The following is a 16,001-nucleotide window of genomic DNA, read 5'->3' as shown; positions in this document are numbered from 1 at the left end:
GGGGCATGAACGAGCTGCGCATACGGGCCGCCACGGCCGCCGACCTCGACGCCGTCCTGGCCTTCTGGAAGGTGGCCGCGGAGGGCACCAGCATCAGCGACGACCGGGCCGGCGTGGAACGGCTGGCCGCCCGGGATCCCGAGGCGCTGATCCTCGCCGAGCAGGACGGTGAACTCGCCGGGACGCTGATCGCCGGCTTCGACGGCTGGCGCTGCCACCTGTACCGGCTGGCCGTACACCCGGGGCGCCGCCGGCAGGGCGTCGCCTCCGCGCTGCTCGCGGCGGCGGAGGAGCGTTTCACGGCCCTGGGCGGGCGTCGGGCCGACGCGATGGTGCTGCGGGACAACACCACCGCTCACCTCGCCTGGAGCGCCGCCGGGTACGGGCCCGAGGAGCGGTGGCGGCGCTGGGTGAAGCCGCTCGGCGCGTGATCCACAGGCCACCGATCCGCCTTTTGCCCATCCTTTACTCTTGGATGGCCACTCGGTCCTCCATGAAAGGTTGTGTGCGTCCGCCCATGGGCGAGCCTCCCTGTACGCGCCGTCGCGCATGCGTCCCGGTCCTGTCCGACCATGGGACGGAGGTGTCCCGATGACCGAAGTGCTCCTCCTGCTGGTCGCGATCCTGCTCTCGCTCGCCTGCGGCGCGTTCGTCGCGGCCGAGTTCTCCCTCACCACGGTCGAGCGGGCCGAGCTGGAGCGCGCGGTCGAGCGCGGCGAACGGGGCGCCGCGGGTGCCCTCAAGGCCGTACGGAACCTGACGTTCCAGCTGTCCGGAGCGCAGCTCGGCATCACCGTCACCAACCTGGTGGTCGGCATGCTCTCGGAGCCGTCGATCGCGGCGCTGATCTCCGGGCCGCTGAAGGGCATCGGGGTGTCCGAGTCCGCGGCCCGCTCGCTGGCCCTGGTGATCGGCACGGCCCTGTCCACGGTGTTCCTGATGGTGGTCGGCGAGCTGGTGCCGAAGAACTGGGCGATCTCCTCGCCGCTCGCCGTCGCCAAGCGGGTGGGCAACGCGCAGCGCTGGTTCAGCGCCGCCTTCCGGCCCTTCATCACCCACCTGAACAACACGGCCAACCACATTGTGCGCCGCATGGGGCTGGAACCCGCCGAGGAGCTGGAGTCGGCGCGCGGACCGCAGGAACTCGCGGCGCTCGCCCGGCACAGCGCCAAGGAGGGCGCCCTGGAGCCGGACACCGCGGAGCTGTTCGTCCGCACCCTGAACCTGGCCGACCTCACCGCGGAGAACGTGATGACGCCCCGCGTCCAGGTCGTCGCCCTGGAGGTCCAGGCGACCTGCGAGGACGTGGCGAACGCGACGCGTGCCACCGGCCTGTCCCGGTTCCCCGTCTACCGCGGCACCCTCGACGCCGTGGTGGGCACCGCCCACGTCAAGGACGTCCTGGCGGTACCGGCCGAGCGCCGGGCGCGGGTGCCGGTGTCCGAGATGATGCGCGATCCGCTGCTGGTGCCCGAATCACTGACCGTCGACCGGCTCCTGGACCGGCTCTCCGGCCGTCGCACCATGGCCGTCGTCATCGACGAGTACGGCGGCACGGCGGGCGTCGCCACCCTGGAGGACATCGTCGAGGAGGTCGTCGGGGAGGTCCGCGACGAGCACGACCCGCACGAGACGCCCGACCTGGCGCGGGCCGGCGCCGACGAGGACGGGCACGCCCTGTTCTCGGCCGACGGCTCGGCGCGCATGGACCAGCTCACCCGGGTCGGCCTGCGTGCCCCGGAGGGTCCGTACGAGACGCTGGCCGGCCTGGTCGCCACCCGGCTGGGGCGGATACCGGCAGCCGGGGACGTGTGCGAGGTCTCCGGCTGGCGGGTCGAGGTGGTGGACGCGACCGGCCGCCGGGCCGCGCGCCTGCTGCTGCACGCGCCGCTCGACGACGGCACCCGCTCCTCCGACGGCGGCGGGGACGACGGCGGCCACGACGACGCGCCGGGCGGGAAACCCGCGACGGACGGCACCCGGGGCGGGCACCGGCACGACGACAAGGGGGCGCGGCGATGACCGCCGTACAGCTGCTGATCGGTCTGGCGACGCTCGTCGTCAACGCCTTCTTCGTGGGCGCCGAATTCGCGTTGATCTCGGTGCGCCGCAGCCAGATCGAGCCGCACGCCGACCGGGGCGACCGGCGCGCGCGGAGCGTGCTGTGGGGGCTGGAGCACGTGTCCGCGCTGATGGCGGCCGCGCAGCTCGGCATCACCCTGTGCACCCTGGTCCTCGGTGTGGTCGCCGAGCCGGCCATCGCGCATCTGCTGGAGCCGGTGTTCGAGGCCGTGGGCGTCCCCGCGGGCGCGGGGCACGCGGTGTCGTTCGTGATCGCGCTGACGCTCGCCACGTATCTGCACATGCTGCTCGGCGAGATGGTGCCGAAGAACGTCGCGCTGGCGGAGCCCACCCGCAGCGCCCTGCTGCTGGGCCCGCCGCTGGTGGCGCTCTCCCGCGCCCTGCGTCCGGTGATCTTCACCATCAACGCCTTCGCGAACACGCTGCTGAAGCTGCTGCGCGTCGACGTGCGCGACGAGGTCGTGGCGTCCTTCTCGGACGCGGAGCTGGCGCAGATCGTCAAGGACTCCGGTGAGGCCGGGCTGATCGACGACCGTGCGCGCGAGCGGCTGAACGACGCCCTGGAGCTGGGCCGCCGGCCGGTCCGGGACGTGGTGATGCCGCTGGAGCGGGTGGTGTACGCCCGCCTGGGTGTCACCCCGGAGGGGCTGGAGGCGCTGTCGGTGGAGTCCGGCTTCTCCCGCTTCCCGGTGGTGGACGAGGGGCGGCGGATCGTCGGCTACCTGCACGTCAAGGACGCGCTCGACGCCTCGCCCAGGGACATGCCGTTCCGGCTGCGGGACATGCGCCCCATCGCGCGGGTGCGGGAGAGCACCCCGCTGGACGACGTCATCACGGCCATGCGCGGCAGCCGGACGCACCTGGCGGCCGTGCTGGGCGCCGACGGGAAGCTGGCCGGGCTGGTCACCATGGAGGACGTGCTGCAGGAGCTGTTCGGGCAGCGGGCCTGAGCCCCTGGGCCGGAGCCGACCGACCGCTGGGTATGTGCACCGGATAGCATCGGTGGCGCCATGCAGACGAACCCCACCCACACCAGCCTGGTCGCGGTCGGCGACTCCTTCACCGAAGGCATGTCGGACCTCCTGCCCGACGGAACGTACCGGGGCTGGGCGGATCTGCTGGCCGCCCGGATGGCGGCCGTCACCCCCGGTTTCCGCTACGCGAACCTCGCCGTGCGCGGCAAGCTGATCCAGCAGATCGTCGACGAACAGGTGGACGTGGCGGCGGCCATGCGCCCCGACGTGATCACCCTCGTCGGGGGCCTCAACGACACGCTGCGCCCCAAGTGCGACATGGTCCGGGTCCGCGACCTGCTGACCGAGGCCGTGGAGCGGCTGGCCCCGAACTGCAAGCAACTGGTGCTGATGCGCAGCCCCGGCCGTCAGGGACCGGTGCTGGAGCGGTTCCGTCCGCGCATGGAGGCCCTGTTCGCCTGCGTCGAGGAACTCGCCGGACGGCACGACGCGCTGGTGGTGGACCTGTACGGGGCTCCCGCGCTCTCCGACCCCCGGCTGTGGGACGTGGACCGGCTGCACCTGACGGCCGAGGGGCACCGCCGGGTCGCGGAAGCGGTGTGGCAGACGCTGGGCCACCCGCCCGAGGACCCGGACTGGGCGATCCCGCCGGCGGCGACCCTGCCGTCGGGCTGGGCCTCCCGCCGGGTCGCCGACGTCCGCTTCGCCCGCCGGCACCTGCTGCCCTGGATCGGCCGCCGTCTGACCGGCCGCTCCTCCGGCGACGGCCTGCCGCCCAAGCGTCCCGACCTGCTGCCGTACGACCACGGGTGACCCCGGCCTTGGAGGTTCCGCCGAATCACCCCGTGGCGGCTGCCTGCAGGAACCGCCAGTAGACTCCGTACACGTGACTGCTGCGCCTGCCAAGCCCCGTATCCCGAACGTCCTCGCCGGACGTTACGCCTCCGCCGAGCTCGCCACGCTCTGGTCGCCCGAGCAGAAGGTGAGGCTGGAGCGGCAGCTCTGGCTCGCCGTGCTGCGGGCCCAGAAGGACCTGGGGATCGAGGTTCCGGACGCGGCGATCGCCGACTACGAGCGCGTCCTCGACCAGGTCGACCTGGCCTCGATCGCGGAGCGCGAGAAGGTCACCCGGCACGACGTGAAGGCACGGATCGAGGAGTTCAACGACCTCGCCGGGCACGAGCACGTCCACAAGGGGATGACCTCCCGGGACCTCACCGAGAACGTCGAGCAGCTGCAGGTCCGGCTGTCGCTGGAGCTGATGCGGGACCGCACCGTCGCCGTGCTGGCACGGCTGGGCAGGCTGGCCGGGGAGTACGGCGAGCTGGTCATGGCCGGGCGCTCGCACAACGTGGCCGCGCAGGCGACCACGCTCGGCAAGCGGTTCGCGACCGCCGCCGACGAACTGCTGGTGGCCCACGGCCGCGTGGAGGAACTGCTGGGCCGCTACCCGCTGCGCGGCATCAAGGGCCCGGTCGGCACCGCGCAGGACATGCTGGACCTGCTCGGCGGTGACACGGAGCGGCTGGCGGAGCTGGAGCGGCGGATCGCCGGGCACCTGGGCTTCTCCGAGGCGTTCACCTCGGTCGGCCAGGTCTACCCGCGGTCGCTGGACTACGAGGTGGTGACCGCGCTGGTGCAGCTCGCGGCGGCGCCGTCGTCGCTGGCGAAGACGATCCGCCTGATGGCGGGGCACGAGCTGGTCACCGAGGGCTTCAAGCCGGGCCAGGTCGGCTCGTCGGCGATGCCGCACAAGATGAACACCCGCTCCTGCGAGCGCGTCAACGGCCTGATGGTGATCCTGCGCGGCTACGCCTCGATGACCGGCGAGCTGGCGGGCGACCAGTGGAACGAGGGCGACGTGTCCTGCTCGGTGGTGCGCCGGGTCGCGCTGCCGGACGCGTTCTTCGCGCTCGACGGGCTGCTGGAGACGTTCCTGACCGTCCTCGACGAGTTCGGCGCGTTCCCCGCGGTCGTCGCCCGGGAGCTGGACCGCTACCTGCCGTTCCTCGCCACCACCAAGGTGCTGATGGGCGCGGTGCGCGCGGGCGTCGGCCGGGAGGTCGCCCACGAGGCGATCAAGGAGAACGCGGTCGCCACGGCGCTGGCGATGCGGGAGCAGGGCGCCGAGCGCAACGACCTGCTGGACAAGCTGGCCGCCGACGAGCGTCTGCCGCTGAGCCGGGCCGAGCTGGAGGAGCTGATGGCGGACAAGCTGTCCTTCACCGGTGCCGCGGCCGGCCAGGTCGCCGCCGTGGTGGGGCGGATCGACGCGATCGTCAAGCAGCACCCGGAGGCCGCGGGCTACTCCCCCGGGGCGATCCTCTGACCCGCTCCGTGCCCCGTTTCACCCGCGAGGAGCTGGAGGCCGCCCGTGACCGGCTGGTGCCGGACGTGGTCGCGGACGGCCTCGACGTCCTGTTCTGCGGCATCAACCCGGGCCTGATGACGGCCGCGACGGGCCACCACTTCGCCCGCCCCGGCAACCGCTTCTGGCCCGCGCTGCACCGCTCCGGGTTCACGCCGCGGCTGCTGGCGCCCGCGGAGCAGGAGGAGCTGCTGGGCTACGGGCTCGGCATCACCAACGTCGTGGCCCGGGCGACCGCACGGGCGGACGAGCTGACCGCGCGGGAGTACCAGGAGGGCGGGCGGCTGCTCGCGGAGAAGGTGGCCCGGCTGCGGCCCCGTTGGCTCGCCGTCCTGGGCGTCACCGCCTACCGGGTGGCGTTCGACGACCGCGCCGCCCGGGTGGGGCCGCAGGACCGCACGATCGGTGACACGCGGGTGTGGGTGCTGCCGAACCCGAGCGGGCTGAACGCCCACTGGACGCCCACGACCCTGGCGGAGGAGTTCGCCCGGCTGCGGGAGGCCGCGCGGGCGTAGCGCCCCCTGCCCACCCTCCCTGGGGCGGTCAGGCCGGTGGTATGTCGCTGACCACCGCCAGCAGCTGCACCCCGTCGGCGCCGTCCCGGTCGGCGACGGCCACCGCCGCCCACCGTCCCGTCCCCTCCACCTCCCACAGCCACGCCGTGGCCGCCCGGGCGCTCAGCCACGCCCAGGGCTCGGGTATCTCCTCCCGCTCGGTCCGCAGCAGGACCGTCTGCAGGTTCCACAGGCCGGGCCGGCCCCAGCGCGCCGTCAGCCGCTCCCGCAGGGCCTCGCACTCCGCCTCGATCTGCTCGACGGCCACCGCCCACGACGCCGGGTCGGCGCGCAGGGGGTGACTGCCCGCCAGCACCGCGACGTGGAGTCCCGGTCCCCGGGGACCACCGTGCGACGGGCCGTGGTCCGCCGGGAAGGGGCGGACGCACAGCTCGTCGAGGAGGGCCATGTGCCGGGCGATGTCCATGGGTTCCAGTAAACCCGCCGCCACTGACACTTGGCGGGGCGTCAGCAGGCCCCGGTCAGGCGTCCCGGCGGCGCAGGCTCCACGCGCCGGCCAGCAGGGCCGCCGCCGTCCACAGCGCGCTCACGGCAAGTCCCGCCCAGGGGCCGAGGATTCCGTCGTAGGACTGGTGGAGGATCACCTGGCCGGCCCGGTCCGGCAGGACGTCGGCGACCGTGCCGGACATGTCGCCGATCACGAAGGACACCATGAGGATGAACGGGATCAGCACGGACAGCGTCGCCACCTGGCTGCGCAGCACCGTGGCGAGCCCGGCGGAGAACAGCGCCATCAGCATCAGGTAGACGGCGCAGCCCACCACCGCGCGGACCTGCTCGCCGACGGTACCGCCCCGCCCTCGTGGACGCCGACCGTCTGCTGGAGTCGGCGCGGGCGTCGGGGGCGACGGTGGACGCCGAGGTGACCGGGCCGGTGGAGACGGTGCCGGGTCCGGTGTCCCGGGAGGGCTACCGCATCCTCCAGGAGGCGCTGACGAACGTGCTGCGGCACGCCGGGGCGGTCCCGGTGCGGGTACGGATCGGCGTCGCCGACGGCACGCTGTGCCTGGACGTGCGCAATTCGCTGCCGCGGGACGCTCCCGGCCACCGGGAGGGCAGCGGCCTGCGGGGCATACGGGAGCGCGCCGCGCTCCTCGGCGGACGCGCGTGGACGGGGCCCGAGCAGGGGAACTGGAGGGTACGCGCCGAGCTGCCGGTGGCCTGACTCGTCCGTCCCGACCGGTGCGCGGCCGCCGCGCCGCGCTTTGCGGTGTACGGCGGTGCCCGGGGCCCGCGATGGCCGGTGCCCGGTGACCCTCGGGTGCGGCGTGGTCCGGGGGACGCTCTAGGCTGTCCGCATGCCGGTCACCGTCCTGCTCGTCGACGACGAACCGCTGGTGCGCGCGGGTCTGCGGGCCGTGCTGGAGGCCCAGCCCGACATCGAGGTGGTCGGCGAGGCCGCCGACGGCGCGGCGGTGATCCCGCTGGTGCGGCAGCTGCGGCCGGACGTGGTGGCCATGGACGTGCGGATGCCTCTGATGGACGGCATCGAGGCCACCCGGGCCCTGCTGCGAACCTCCGGCACACCGCCGAAGATCCTGGTGGTGACCACGTTCGAGAACGACGAGTACGTCTACGACGCGCTGCGCGCGGGGGCCGACGGGTTCCTGCTGAAGCGGGCCCGCCCGGCGGAGATCGTGCACGCGGTCCGGCTGGTCGCCGAGGGCGACTCCCTGCTGTTCCCGGCCTCGGTGCGCCGACTGGCCGCCTCCTACGGGGCGGGTGAGCCGGAGGAGGACGCCCCGTCGTGGCCGACGCGGCTCACCGAGCGCGAGGCCGATGTGCTGCGGCTGATGGCGCGGGGACTGTCGAACGCGGAGATCGCCGCCCGGCTCGTCGTGGGGGCGGAGACGGTGAAGTCGCACGTCAGCAGCCTGCTCGGGAAGTTGGGGGCGCGGGACCGCACGCAGGCGGTGATCGCCGCGTACGAGTCGGGGTTCGTGACGCCCCGTTGAGGGCGTGGGCCGTGGGGGCCCGGGTGCCCGGAGGTCGCCGGGGTGCGCCGCGCCGAGTACGATCCGGCCAACACCCGCACGAGCTCGGAGGACGGACGGTGGGTCGGCTGACCGGCGGGGACCCCTCGCTGTTGCGGAGGATCAACTCCGCGGTGGTGCTCCACGCGTTGCGGTCCGCGGACTGTGCGACGCTGACCGAGATCAGTGGGGTCACAGGGCTGTCCCGGCCCACTGTCGAGGGCGTCGTGGAGGGCCTCATCGAGGCCGGACTGGTCGCGGAGAAGGCCGCCGAGGAGGGCACCGCCCGGCGGCAGGGGCGGCCGGCCCGCCGGTTCCGGTTCCGTACCGAGGCCGGGCATCTGCTGGGCCTGGAGATCGGCCCGCACCGGGTGAGCGCCCTGCTGTCCGGACTGGACGGGCGGATCATCGGGGCCCAGGCCAAGGAGGTGCGGGAGACGGCGACGGCCGACGAGCGGCTGGAGCGGCTGCGGACGGCCGTGACCGAGCTGCTGCGCCGCGCCGGGGTCGCCCGGGACTCGCTGCGTGCCGTGGGTGTCGGCACGCCCGGCATCGTCGAGGCGGACGGCACGGTGCGGCTGGGCACGGCCCTGCCCGGCTGGACGGGGCTGGGGCTGGGCGAGCGGCTGGGCCGTTCCTTCCCCTGCCCGGTGCTGGTGGAGAACGACGCCAACGCGGCCGTGGTCGCCGAGCACTGGAAGGGCGCGGCGACCGATTCCGACGACGTCGTCTTCGTGCTGGCCGGGCTGAGTCCGGGCGCCGGTGCACTGATCGGCGGCCGGCTGCACCGGGGCTATGGCGGGGCGGCCGGGGAGATCGGCGCGCTGCACCTGCTGGGCCGGGAGGTGACCCCGGAGACGCTGCTGTCCACCACGGACGAGCCGCTGCACCCGCTGGACGAGCAGGCGGTCGCCCAGGTCTTCGCGCAGGCGCGGGAGGGCGATCTGCGGGCGGTCGCGGCCATGGAGCGCTTCATCCAGCGGCTGGTCCACGACGTGGCAGCGCTGGTGCTGGCCCTCGACCCGGAGCTGGTGGTGATCGGCGGCTGGGCGGCCGGCCTGGACGGTGTGCTGGCGCCGCTGCGCCGCGAGCTGGCCCGCTACTGTCTGCGCCCGCCCAAGGTGGCCCTGTCCCTCCTCGGGGAGGCGGTGGTCGCCACCGGTGCGCTGCGGCTGGCCCTGGACCACGTGGAGCAGCAACTCTTCGCCGTCGAGGGGGCGGTGACGGCCCGCCGGTAGGCGAGGGTCCGCCGGTTGGTCACGCCCGCCGGTGGCGGCCTGCGGGCAAGCGGTCCGGGGGGGTGCGTCCGCGCACGGCGTGCGCGCGTCCGCCCCGGGGCACCGTCGTGTGACGGCGGTCCGGGGGGCGGAGGCGGTGGTCAGGAGGCGTGGCGTTGTGGGCCGTGGTGGATCTCGACGCCGCCGGAGTCACCGAAGGTGAGCCGGCAGGTGTCGGCCCGGTAGGTGGCCACGGACAGCGCGGCCGTGCGGCTCCGGGCGACGAAGCGGGTGGTGACGACGAGGACGGGCGCGCCGGGCAGGCGGTCCAGTTCCCGGGCGTCGTCGGCGCGGGCGGAGCCCAGCTCCACGGCGTTCTCCTGCCGCTCCAGTTCGAGGCGCTGCAGCTCCCGCAGGACCGCACGCGCGCGGGCCGGACCGGACGGGGCGTCGATGCCGGAGAGGTCGGGCACGGAGGACGCGGGGATGTACAGCAGTTCGGCGGCGACGGGCTGGCCCTGCGACACACGCGAGCGGCGCACGGTGTGGACGGGCTCGTCCTTGCCGGTCGCCAAAGCCTCGGCGATCGCGGCGGACGGGACCTCCAGGGTGCTGTCGAGGGTCTGCCAGGCGTCGTCGGGGCCGCCGGGCCAGGCGTGCTGCTGCGTACCCACGGACACACCCACGCGCGGGGGTGCCACCGTCGTGCCGACGCCGCGGCGGCGCTGCAGTCTGCCTTCGAGTTCGAGCTGCTCCAGGGCCTGACGGAGGGTGGCGCGGGCGACACCGAAGCGGGCCGCGAGATCGCGTTCGTTGGGCAGGATCTCACCCACGGAGAACTCGGTCTCCAGCGCTTCGCTGAGCACGGTCCTGAGATGCCAGTACTTCGGTTCCGGCACCGTTTCCAGCTGCGTGGTCCCCACCCTGTCCTCCGCGTTCGCCGTGTGCGGCGGCGTTTTAGCGCCCTTGTTTATTAAAGGTTGTTGCACTTATCAGCGACCATAGGGCGGCCCACACCCTTGGTCAATACCAATCGACCCGGCGGCGGGGCCCGGCCGGGCCGCCCGGCGCCCGGAGCGCAGGCGGGCGGCGCTATCCGATGTGGGCCAGGGAACGGAGCTTGTCGGGGTTGCGGATGATGTAGAGGGTCTGGATGCGGCCCTCGGCCACGTCCACCTGGAAGACGGAGTCGGGCCTGCCGCCGGACAGGACGAGCACGGCCGGCCCCCCGTTGACCTCCAGGAAGCGCACGGTGACGTCGGGGACGCCCTTGCCCGCGACGCCGGTGAGGAAGCGGGCCACGTGGTCGGCGCCGTGCAGCTCGCGCAGGGGTGCCCGGGCCTTGCCTCCGCTGTCGCCGACGAGGCGCACGTCGGGGGCGAGCAGTTCCAGGAGCTGCTCCAGGCTGCCGCCGGCCGCGGCGGTCAGGAAGCGCTCGGTGAGGTCGCGACGCCGGGCGGGATCGACCTCGTAGCGCGGGCGCCGCTCGTCGACGTGCCGGCGGGCGCGCCCGGCGAGTTGGCGCACCGCCGGTTCGGCGCGGTCCAGCAGGGCGGCGATCTCCGCGTACGGATAACCGAAGACCTCCCGCAGGACGAAGACCGCGCGTTCCAGCGGCGACAGGGACTCCATGACGACCAGCACGGCGAGCGAGACGGAGTCGGCGAGCACGGCCCGTTCGGCGGTGTCGGGTACGGCCTCGCCGAACTCGGTGACGTACGGCTCGGGCAGCCACGGGCCGACGTAGGTCTCGCCGCGCGCCTTGATCTGGCGCAGCCGGTCGATGGCGAGGCGGGTGGTGACGCGCACCAGGAAGGCACGCGGTTCGCGCACCTCGGAGCGGTCGCCGTGCGCCCAGCGCAGCCACGCGTCCTGGACGACGTCCTCGGCGTCGGCCACGCGGCCCAGCATGCGGTAGGCGACGCCCAGGAGGACGGGGCGGTGCTCTTCGAAGGCGTCGGTCACGGTGTCGTCGCTCACCGGGCCATCCCAGCCGACGGGACGGGACGGTGTCCAGGCCGGACCGCCGCGCCCGGGGGCGGCGAGGGCGCGTCCGTGCCGTGGGAGGCAGGATCCGGGCACGGCGTGCGGAGGGGATGCGGCACCGGGGGCTACCCGTCGGTAGTAATTGCTGACAAGCTGTCTCACGGCGTCAGGCGGCGTCCGGGGTCCGGCACCGCGCCCGGACCACGAGATCCGGCCCACGGGTCCCCGGCCCACGAGTCCCAGACGAGGAGCACCCATCATGTCCGCGACCGTCTCCTTCAAGGTCACCACCCCGCACGGCCCGCACACCGTGACCCTGTCCCACACGCGCGCGGGCCGAGGCGAACCGCTCCTCCTGCTGCACGGCATCGGCCATCACCGGCAGGCCTGGGACCCCGTGGTGGACATCCTCGCGACGGAGCGCGAGGTGATCGCCGTGGACCTGCCGGGGTTCGGCGCCTCCCCCGCGCTGCCCGACGGCCTCCCCCACGACCTGCCGACCATGAACGCCGCCCTCGGCGCCCTCTGCGCGGAGCTGGAGATCGGCCGGCCCCACGTGGCGGGCAACTCGCTCGGCGGTCTGCTGGCGCTGGAGATGGGCCGGGCGGGGCTCGCACGGTCCGTCACCGCGCTCTCCCCCGCCGGTTTCTGGACGCAGACCGAGCGGCGCTACGCCTTCGGCGTGCTGATCGCGATGCGGCGCCTCGCGGAGCGGATGCCGCAGCCGCTGGTCGAGCGGCTCGCCCGGTCTGCGGCCGGCCGCGCGGCCCTCACCAGCACCATCTACGCCCGCCCCGGGCGCCGCGCGCCGGAGGCCGTGGTCGCCGAGACGCTCGCGCTCGCCGGGGCGCCCGCGTTCGCCGAGACCCTGCGGGCCGGCACCACCGTCCGCTTCACCGACGACGTGCCCGGCATCCCCGTCACCGTGGCCTGGGGCGCCAAGGACCGGCTCCTCGTACCCCGTCAGGGGGTGCGGGCGAAGCAGATGATCCCCCGCGCCCGGCTGGTGCGGCTGCCGGGCTGCGGCCACGTGCCGATGAACGACGACCCGGCGCTGGTCGCGCGCGTCCTCCTCGACGGCAGCCGCTGACGCCTCCGGCGCGGGCGGGCGGACGGACTGCGGGAGCCCTCGCGCACGGACGGACTTCGGGCAACCCTCCCGCGCGGGCGGACGGCTCGTGGGCGGACGGCTCGTGGGCGCCCTCCGCGCGGGCGGACGCGCCACGGGCACCCTCCCGCACGGGCGGACGGCTCGCGGGCGCCCTCCCGCGCGGGGACGGATCTGCCCGGCACCGCCGCCGGTGAGTGCGTCGCCCGCCCGTCCGGCGACTGCGCCGCCCGCGCGGAGGGACGCGCCACGGACGCCCTCCCGCGCGGGCGGACGCACTGCGGGCGCTCTCGCACGAGGGCGGGCGGCTCGCGGACGCCCTCCCGCGCAGACGGAAAGATCGCGGCGCGGCGCCGGGCCGCTGCGTGCGGCGCCCGACCGGCCGCTGCCTGCGCCGCCGGCGGGGCCCGCCCGCGTGCGAACCGGTTGTTCACACGGAGTTCGGGTGCGTGCCGCGCCGCCCGAGTACATCTGACGGCGCACACTGACCGGATCCCGCTCCTGGAGGCGCAGTCCATGTCGCACCGTCAGTTCCCCGCCCGCCGCACCGTGCTGCGCGGCTCGGTCGCGGCCTCCGCGGCCCTGGCCCTCTCCCCCGCCCTCGGGCAGGCCCCCGCCTTCGCCCGGTCCGGACGCCCGGGCGCGCCCTGGGGTGTGCAGAGCGGCGAGGTCACCCACGACTCCGGGCTGGTGTGGGTGCGCTCGGACCGGCCCGCCCGCATGCTGGTGGAGACCTCGCCGACGGAGTCGTTCCGCAACCCGCGGAGGTGGCACGGCCCGCTGCTCGATGCCGGCACGGACTTCACCGGCACCGCCCGGCTGCGCGGGCTGTCGCCGGGTCAGCGGATCCACTACCGCGTGACGCTGTCCGACCCGGACGACCCGCGCCGCACCGGCGCACCCGTCACCGGCACCTTCCGCACCGCGCCGGTGCGCCGGCGGGACGGCGTCCGGTTCGTGTGGTCGGGCGACCTGGCCGGGCAGGGCTGGGGCATCAGCCCCGACCTCGGCGGCTACCGGATCTTCGACGCCATGGACCGGCTGGACCCGGACTTCTTCCTGTTCAGCGGCGACACGATCTATGCCGACGGACCGATCGCGCCCACCCAGTCGCTGCCCGACGGCAGCCTGTGGCGCAACATCACCACCGAGGAGAAGACCAAGGTCGCCGAGTCCCTGGCGGAGTTCCGCGGCGCCTTCCGCTACAACCTGCTCGACGAGAACCTGCGCCGGTTCAACGCCCGGGTGCCGTCCGTCGTCCAGTGGGACGACCACGAGGTGCGCAACAACTGGTACCCGGGCCAGCGGATCGCCGACACGGACACCCGGTACACGGAGAAGCGCGTCGACGTGCTGGCGGCCCGGGCCCGGCGCGCCTTCGGCGAGTACTTCCCGACGTCCGTTCCCCGGCCCGGCGCGCGCGAGGGCCGGATGTACCGGGTGCTGCGGCAGGGTCCGCTGCTCGACGTGTTCGTGCTGGACATGCGCACCCATCGCAACGCCAACTCCCCCGGCCGCCAGACCGTGGACCCGCAGGGCATCCTCGGCCGTGAGCAACTGGACTGGCTGAAGCGGGAGCTGGCACGGTCCCGGGCGGTGTGGAAGGTGATCGCGGCGGACATGCCGATCGGGCTGGTGGTGCCGGACACCACCGAGGGGCGGCAGCACGTGGAGGCGGTGGCCCAGGGTGATCCGGGGGCGCCGCTCGGGCGCGAGCTGCAGATCGCGGAACTGCTGCGGTTCGTGAAGCACCGGCGGATCACCGGCACGGTGTGGCTGACAGCCGACGTGCACCACACCTCGGCACAGCACTACCGGCCGGAGCGGGCGGCGTTCGGCGACTTCGAGCCCTTCTGGGAGTTCGTCTCCGGGCCCCTCAACGCCGGGGCCTTCCCCGCGGTGGCACTTGACGGGACCTTCGGCCCGGAGCGGGTGTTCGTCAAGGCTCCCACCACGTCGAACGTCTCGCCCGCCGGCGGGTACCAGTTCTTCGGCCAGGTCGACATCGACGGCGACAGCGGGGAGCTGACGGTCCGGCTGCGGGAGCAGGACGGCACCGTGCTGTACACGAAGCGGCTGGTGCCGGGGCGGGTCGGGCAGTGACAGAGACCCGCGCGGCGAGGGCCGCAATCAGGACATAAGAACTCTTTACCCACCGGTCACAGCACGTTCGTGATCACGAAACACGCTGCCACCACAGTGGTCGCATGAGCCGAGACATGTCCGATGTGACGCCCACCGCCCCCGAGGGCCGCGCCGCCCTCCGCCCGGCCGCCTCCGCAGGCACGTTCAGAACGCTGCTGCGGAGTTGGCGGACACGGCGCCACGGACACGCACCACCGGAACACGGTCACGCACCACCGGAACCGGATACCGGAGCCGCCCGCCCCGAGGGTGCCCTGTGGCGGATGCGGACGACGGTGGAGGACCGGCCGGGATCGCTGGCCGCGCTGTGCACGGCGCTCGCCGGGCGGCAGGTCGACATCCTGAGCCTGCAGACGCACCCGCTGGGCGCCGCCACGGTGGACGAGTTCCTGCTGCGCGCCCCGGCCGGCCTGGCCGGCGCCGACCTCTCGGCGGCCGTGACGGCCGCCGGGGGCGCGGACACCTGGATCGAGCGGGCCGACGCGCACGACCTCGTGGACACCCCCACCCGGGTGCTGGGGCTGGCCGCCCGCACCGCGGTGGACGCCGCCGAACTCCCGCTCGGCCTACGCCAGTTGTTGGGACGCTGCACGATCCGCTCGCTGCCCGCCGCGTCACCGGCCGGACGCACGGCGGGCGGCGCCCCGGTGGAGGACGCCCTGGACGACACCGTGATGCGGCTGCGGGCCCCCGACGGCGGGACGATCATCGTCGAGCGGCCTCATCTGCCGTTCACCCCCACGGAGTTCGCCCGGGCCCGGGCGCTGGTGGAACTGGACGCCCGGCTCGGCCCGCGGCTGCCTCCCGGCCGGGACGTGCTGACGCTGGCCGAGGGCAGGGACATCACCGTGCGCCGCGCGGACACCTCCGACGTCCCCGCCGCGCGGGAGATGCACGAGCGGTGCTCGGCGCAGACCCTGCGGATGCGCTACCACGGCCCGGTCGGCGACGCCGACCGCTACCTGCGCCACCTGCTCGGCCCCCGCTTCGGCCGCACCCTCGCCGCGCAGACCGCCTCGGGCCGCATCGTCGGCCTGGGCCACCTGCTGTGGGACGGCGACGAGACGGAGGTGGCCCTGATCGTCGAGGACGCCTGGCAGCACCGGGGCATCGGCGGTGAACTGCTAGGGCGGCTGGTGGCGATGGCCGTGGAGGCGGGCTGCGCCCACGTCTACGCCGTGACGCAGGCGTCCAACACCGGCATGGTCGCCGCCATGCGCGGGCTGGGCCTCCCCCTCGACTACCGGATCGAGGAAGGCACCCTGGTCATCACCGCGCAGCTGGACGCCGCCCCGGCCGCGCCGGGCCGCGAGCCGCACCCGGCGGGGACCACTCGGGACGTCCCCGTGCCCGGGAAGCGCATCGTCCGGCCGTGACGCCGGGGGCGGCCCCGAGCGACGGCCGACGGGCGGCCGGGGCATCTCCGCGGCGGCGTCGTCCCCGTCCGTCCCCGTCCGTCCGCGTCGGACGGACGGGGACGGCCCCGTGCGGGAGCCGGCGGGCGTACCGGACCGTCTGCCCCCGTGCGGCAGCCGTCGAGCGTGCCGGAGGTCGTCGGCGGCATCGCCCTCCC

14 protein-coding genes and 2 pseudogenes are annotated in these 16,001 nt (G+C 74.5%); 12 read left to right on the top strand and 4 right to left on the bottom strand.

Annotated elements, in window-relative coordinates:
• Positions 1 to 5 precede the first annotated feature (5 nt).
• From ACIRPP_RS00500 to mug, 6 genes are all read left to right on the top strand, one after another.
• Positions 6 to 431, top strand: coding sequence for a GNAT family N-acetyltransferase (locus ACIRPP_RS00500; RefSeq protein ID WP_403636689.1), 426 nt, complete (start codon positions 6 to 8; stop codon positions 429 to 431).
• Between the two features lie 160 nt (positions 432 to 591).
• Positions 592 to 2,022: a hemolysin family protein gene (locus tag ACIRPP_RS00495; protein WP_403636687.1), complete on the top strand. Its 1,431-nt coding sequence runs from the start codon at positions 592 to 594 to the stop codon at positions 2,020 to 2,022.
• Positions 2,019 to 3,032: a hemolysin family protein gene (locus ACIRPP_RS00490; protein WP_403636686.1), complete on the top strand. Its 1,014-nt coding sequence runs from the start codon at positions 2,019 to 2,021 to the stop codon at positions 3,030 to 3,032. The genes ACIRPP_RS00495 and ACIRPP_RS00490 overlap by 4 nt, the downstream gene beginning before the upstream one ends.
• A 60-nt stretch (positions 3,033 to 3,092) precedes the next feature.
• Positions 3,093 to 3,869: an SGNH/GDSL hydrolase family protein gene (locus tag ACIRPP_RS00485; protein ID WP_403636685.1), complete on the top strand. Its 777-nt coding sequence runs from the start codon at positions 3,093 to 3,095 to the stop codon at positions 3,867 to 3,869.
• Between the two features lie 73 nt (positions 3,870 to 3,942).
• Entirely contained in the window at positions 3,943 to 5,385 is a 1,443-nt protein-coding gene (purB, locus tag ACIRPP_RS00480; RefSeq protein WP_403636683.1) for an adenylosuccinate lyase, read from the top strand.
• Positions 5,386 to 5,393: 8 nt separating this feature from the next.
• Positions 5,394 to 5,939, top strand: a complete 546-nt coding sequence (gene mug, locus ACIRPP_RS00475; protein ID WP_403636681.1) for a G/U mismatch-specific DNA glycosylase — start codon at positions 5,394 to 5,396, stop codon at positions 5,937 to 5,939.
• A 28-nt stretch (positions 5,940 to 5,967) separates the two neighbouring features.
• Here the strand turns inward: mug and ACIRPP_RS00470 are convergent, their stop codons facing one another.
• Together ACIRPP_RS00470 and ACIRPP_RS00465 are read right to left on the bottom strand one after the other, a co-directional pair.
• On the bottom strand, positions 5,968 to 6,405 hold the full coding sequence (locus tag ACIRPP_RS00470) for a hypothetical protein (RefSeq protein ID WP_403636679.1): 438 nt from the start codon (positions 6,403 to 6,405) through the stop codon (positions 5,968 to 5,970).
• 55 nt (positions 6,406 to 6,460) lie between these two features.
• A pseudogene (locus ACIRPP_RS00465) lies at positions 6,461 to 6,793 on the bottom strand (ABC transporter permease); the annotation flags it as partial.
• Between ACIRPP_RS00465 and ACIRPP_RS00460 the strand changes: the two are divergent.
• From ACIRPP_RS00460 to ACIRPP_RS00450, 3 genes and pseudogenes are all read left to right on the top strand, one after another.
• Positions 6,790 to 7,164 (top strand): annotated as a pseudogene (locus tag ACIRPP_RS00460) (sensor histidine kinase); the annotation flags it as partial. The pseudogenes ACIRPP_RS00465 and ACIRPP_RS00460 overlap by 4 nt on opposite strands.
• Positions 7,165 to 7,297: 133 nt before the next feature.
• On the top strand, positions 7,298 to 7,954 hold the full coding sequence (locus ACIRPP_RS00455) for a response regulator (protein WP_403636677.1): 657 nt from the start codon (positions 7,298 to 7,300) through the stop codon (positions 7,952 to 7,954).
• 98 nt (positions 7,955 to 8,052) lie between these two features.
• Positions 8,053 to 9,210, top strand: a complete 1,158-nt coding sequence (locus ACIRPP_RS00450) for an ROK family protein (RefSeq protein WP_403636675.1) — start codon at positions 8,053 to 8,055, stop codon at positions 9,208 to 9,210.
• A gap of 140 nt (positions 9,211 to 9,350) precedes the next feature.
• Here ACIRPP_RS00450 and ACIRPP_RS00445 read toward each other — a convergent pair whose 3' ends face one another.
• Both ACIRPP_RS00445 and ACIRPP_RS00440 read right to left on the bottom strand, forming a co-directional pair.
• Positions 9,351 to 10,112, bottom strand: coding sequence for a GntR family transcriptional regulator (locus ACIRPP_RS00445; RefSeq protein WP_403636673.1), 762 nt, complete (start codon positions 10,110 to 10,112; stop codon positions 9,351 to 9,353).
• Positions 10,113 to 10,281: 169 nt separating this feature from the next.
• Positions 10,282 to 11,169 (bottom strand): RNA polymerase sigma-70 factor, encoded by an 888-nt coding sequence (locus ACIRPP_RS00440; protein WP_403636671.1) that lies wholly within the window; start codon positions 11,167 to 11,169, stop codon positions 10,282 to 10,284.
• A 265-nt stretch (positions 11,170 to 11,434) separates the two neighbouring features.
• Here ACIRPP_RS00440 and ACIRPP_RS00435 point away from each other — a divergent pair, with 265 nt between their 5' ends.
• From ACIRPP_RS00435 to ACIRPP_RS00425, 3 genes are all read left to right on the top strand, one after another.
• The gene (locus tag ACIRPP_RS00435) at positions 11,435 to 12,265 is read left to right on the top strand and encodes an alpha/beta fold hydrolase (RefSeq protein ID WP_403636670.1); all 831 of its coding nucleotides are present in this window, start codon (positions 11,435 to 11,437) and stop codon (positions 12,263 to 12,265) included.
• A 534-nt stretch (positions 12,266 to 12,799) separates the two neighbouring features.
• Positions 12,800 to 14,386 carry an alkaline phosphatase D family protein gene (locus tag ACIRPP_RS00430; RefSeq protein WP_403636668.1) on the top strand — a complete coding sequence of 529 codons (1,587 nt, stop codon included), beginning with the start codon at positions 12,800 to 12,802 and terminating at the stop codon, positions 14,384 to 14,386.
• 116 nt (positions 14,387 to 14,502) lie between these two features.
• Positions 14,503 to 15,804, top strand: a complete 1,302-nt coding sequence (locus ACIRPP_RS00425) for a GNAT family N-acetyltransferase (protein ID WP_403637545.1) — start codon at positions 14,503 to 14,505, stop codon at positions 15,802 to 15,804.
• Positions 15,805 to 16,001 lie beyond the last annotated feature (197 nt).

Source organism: Streptomyces sp. NPDC101219 (assembly GCF_044767675.1).
Classification (GTDB): Bacteria; Actinomycetota; Actinomycetes; order Streptomycetales; family Streptomycetaceae; genus Streptomyces.
Note: the sequence above shows the minus strand (reverse complement) of the source record. Positions and strands in the feature narration are given on the sequence as shown.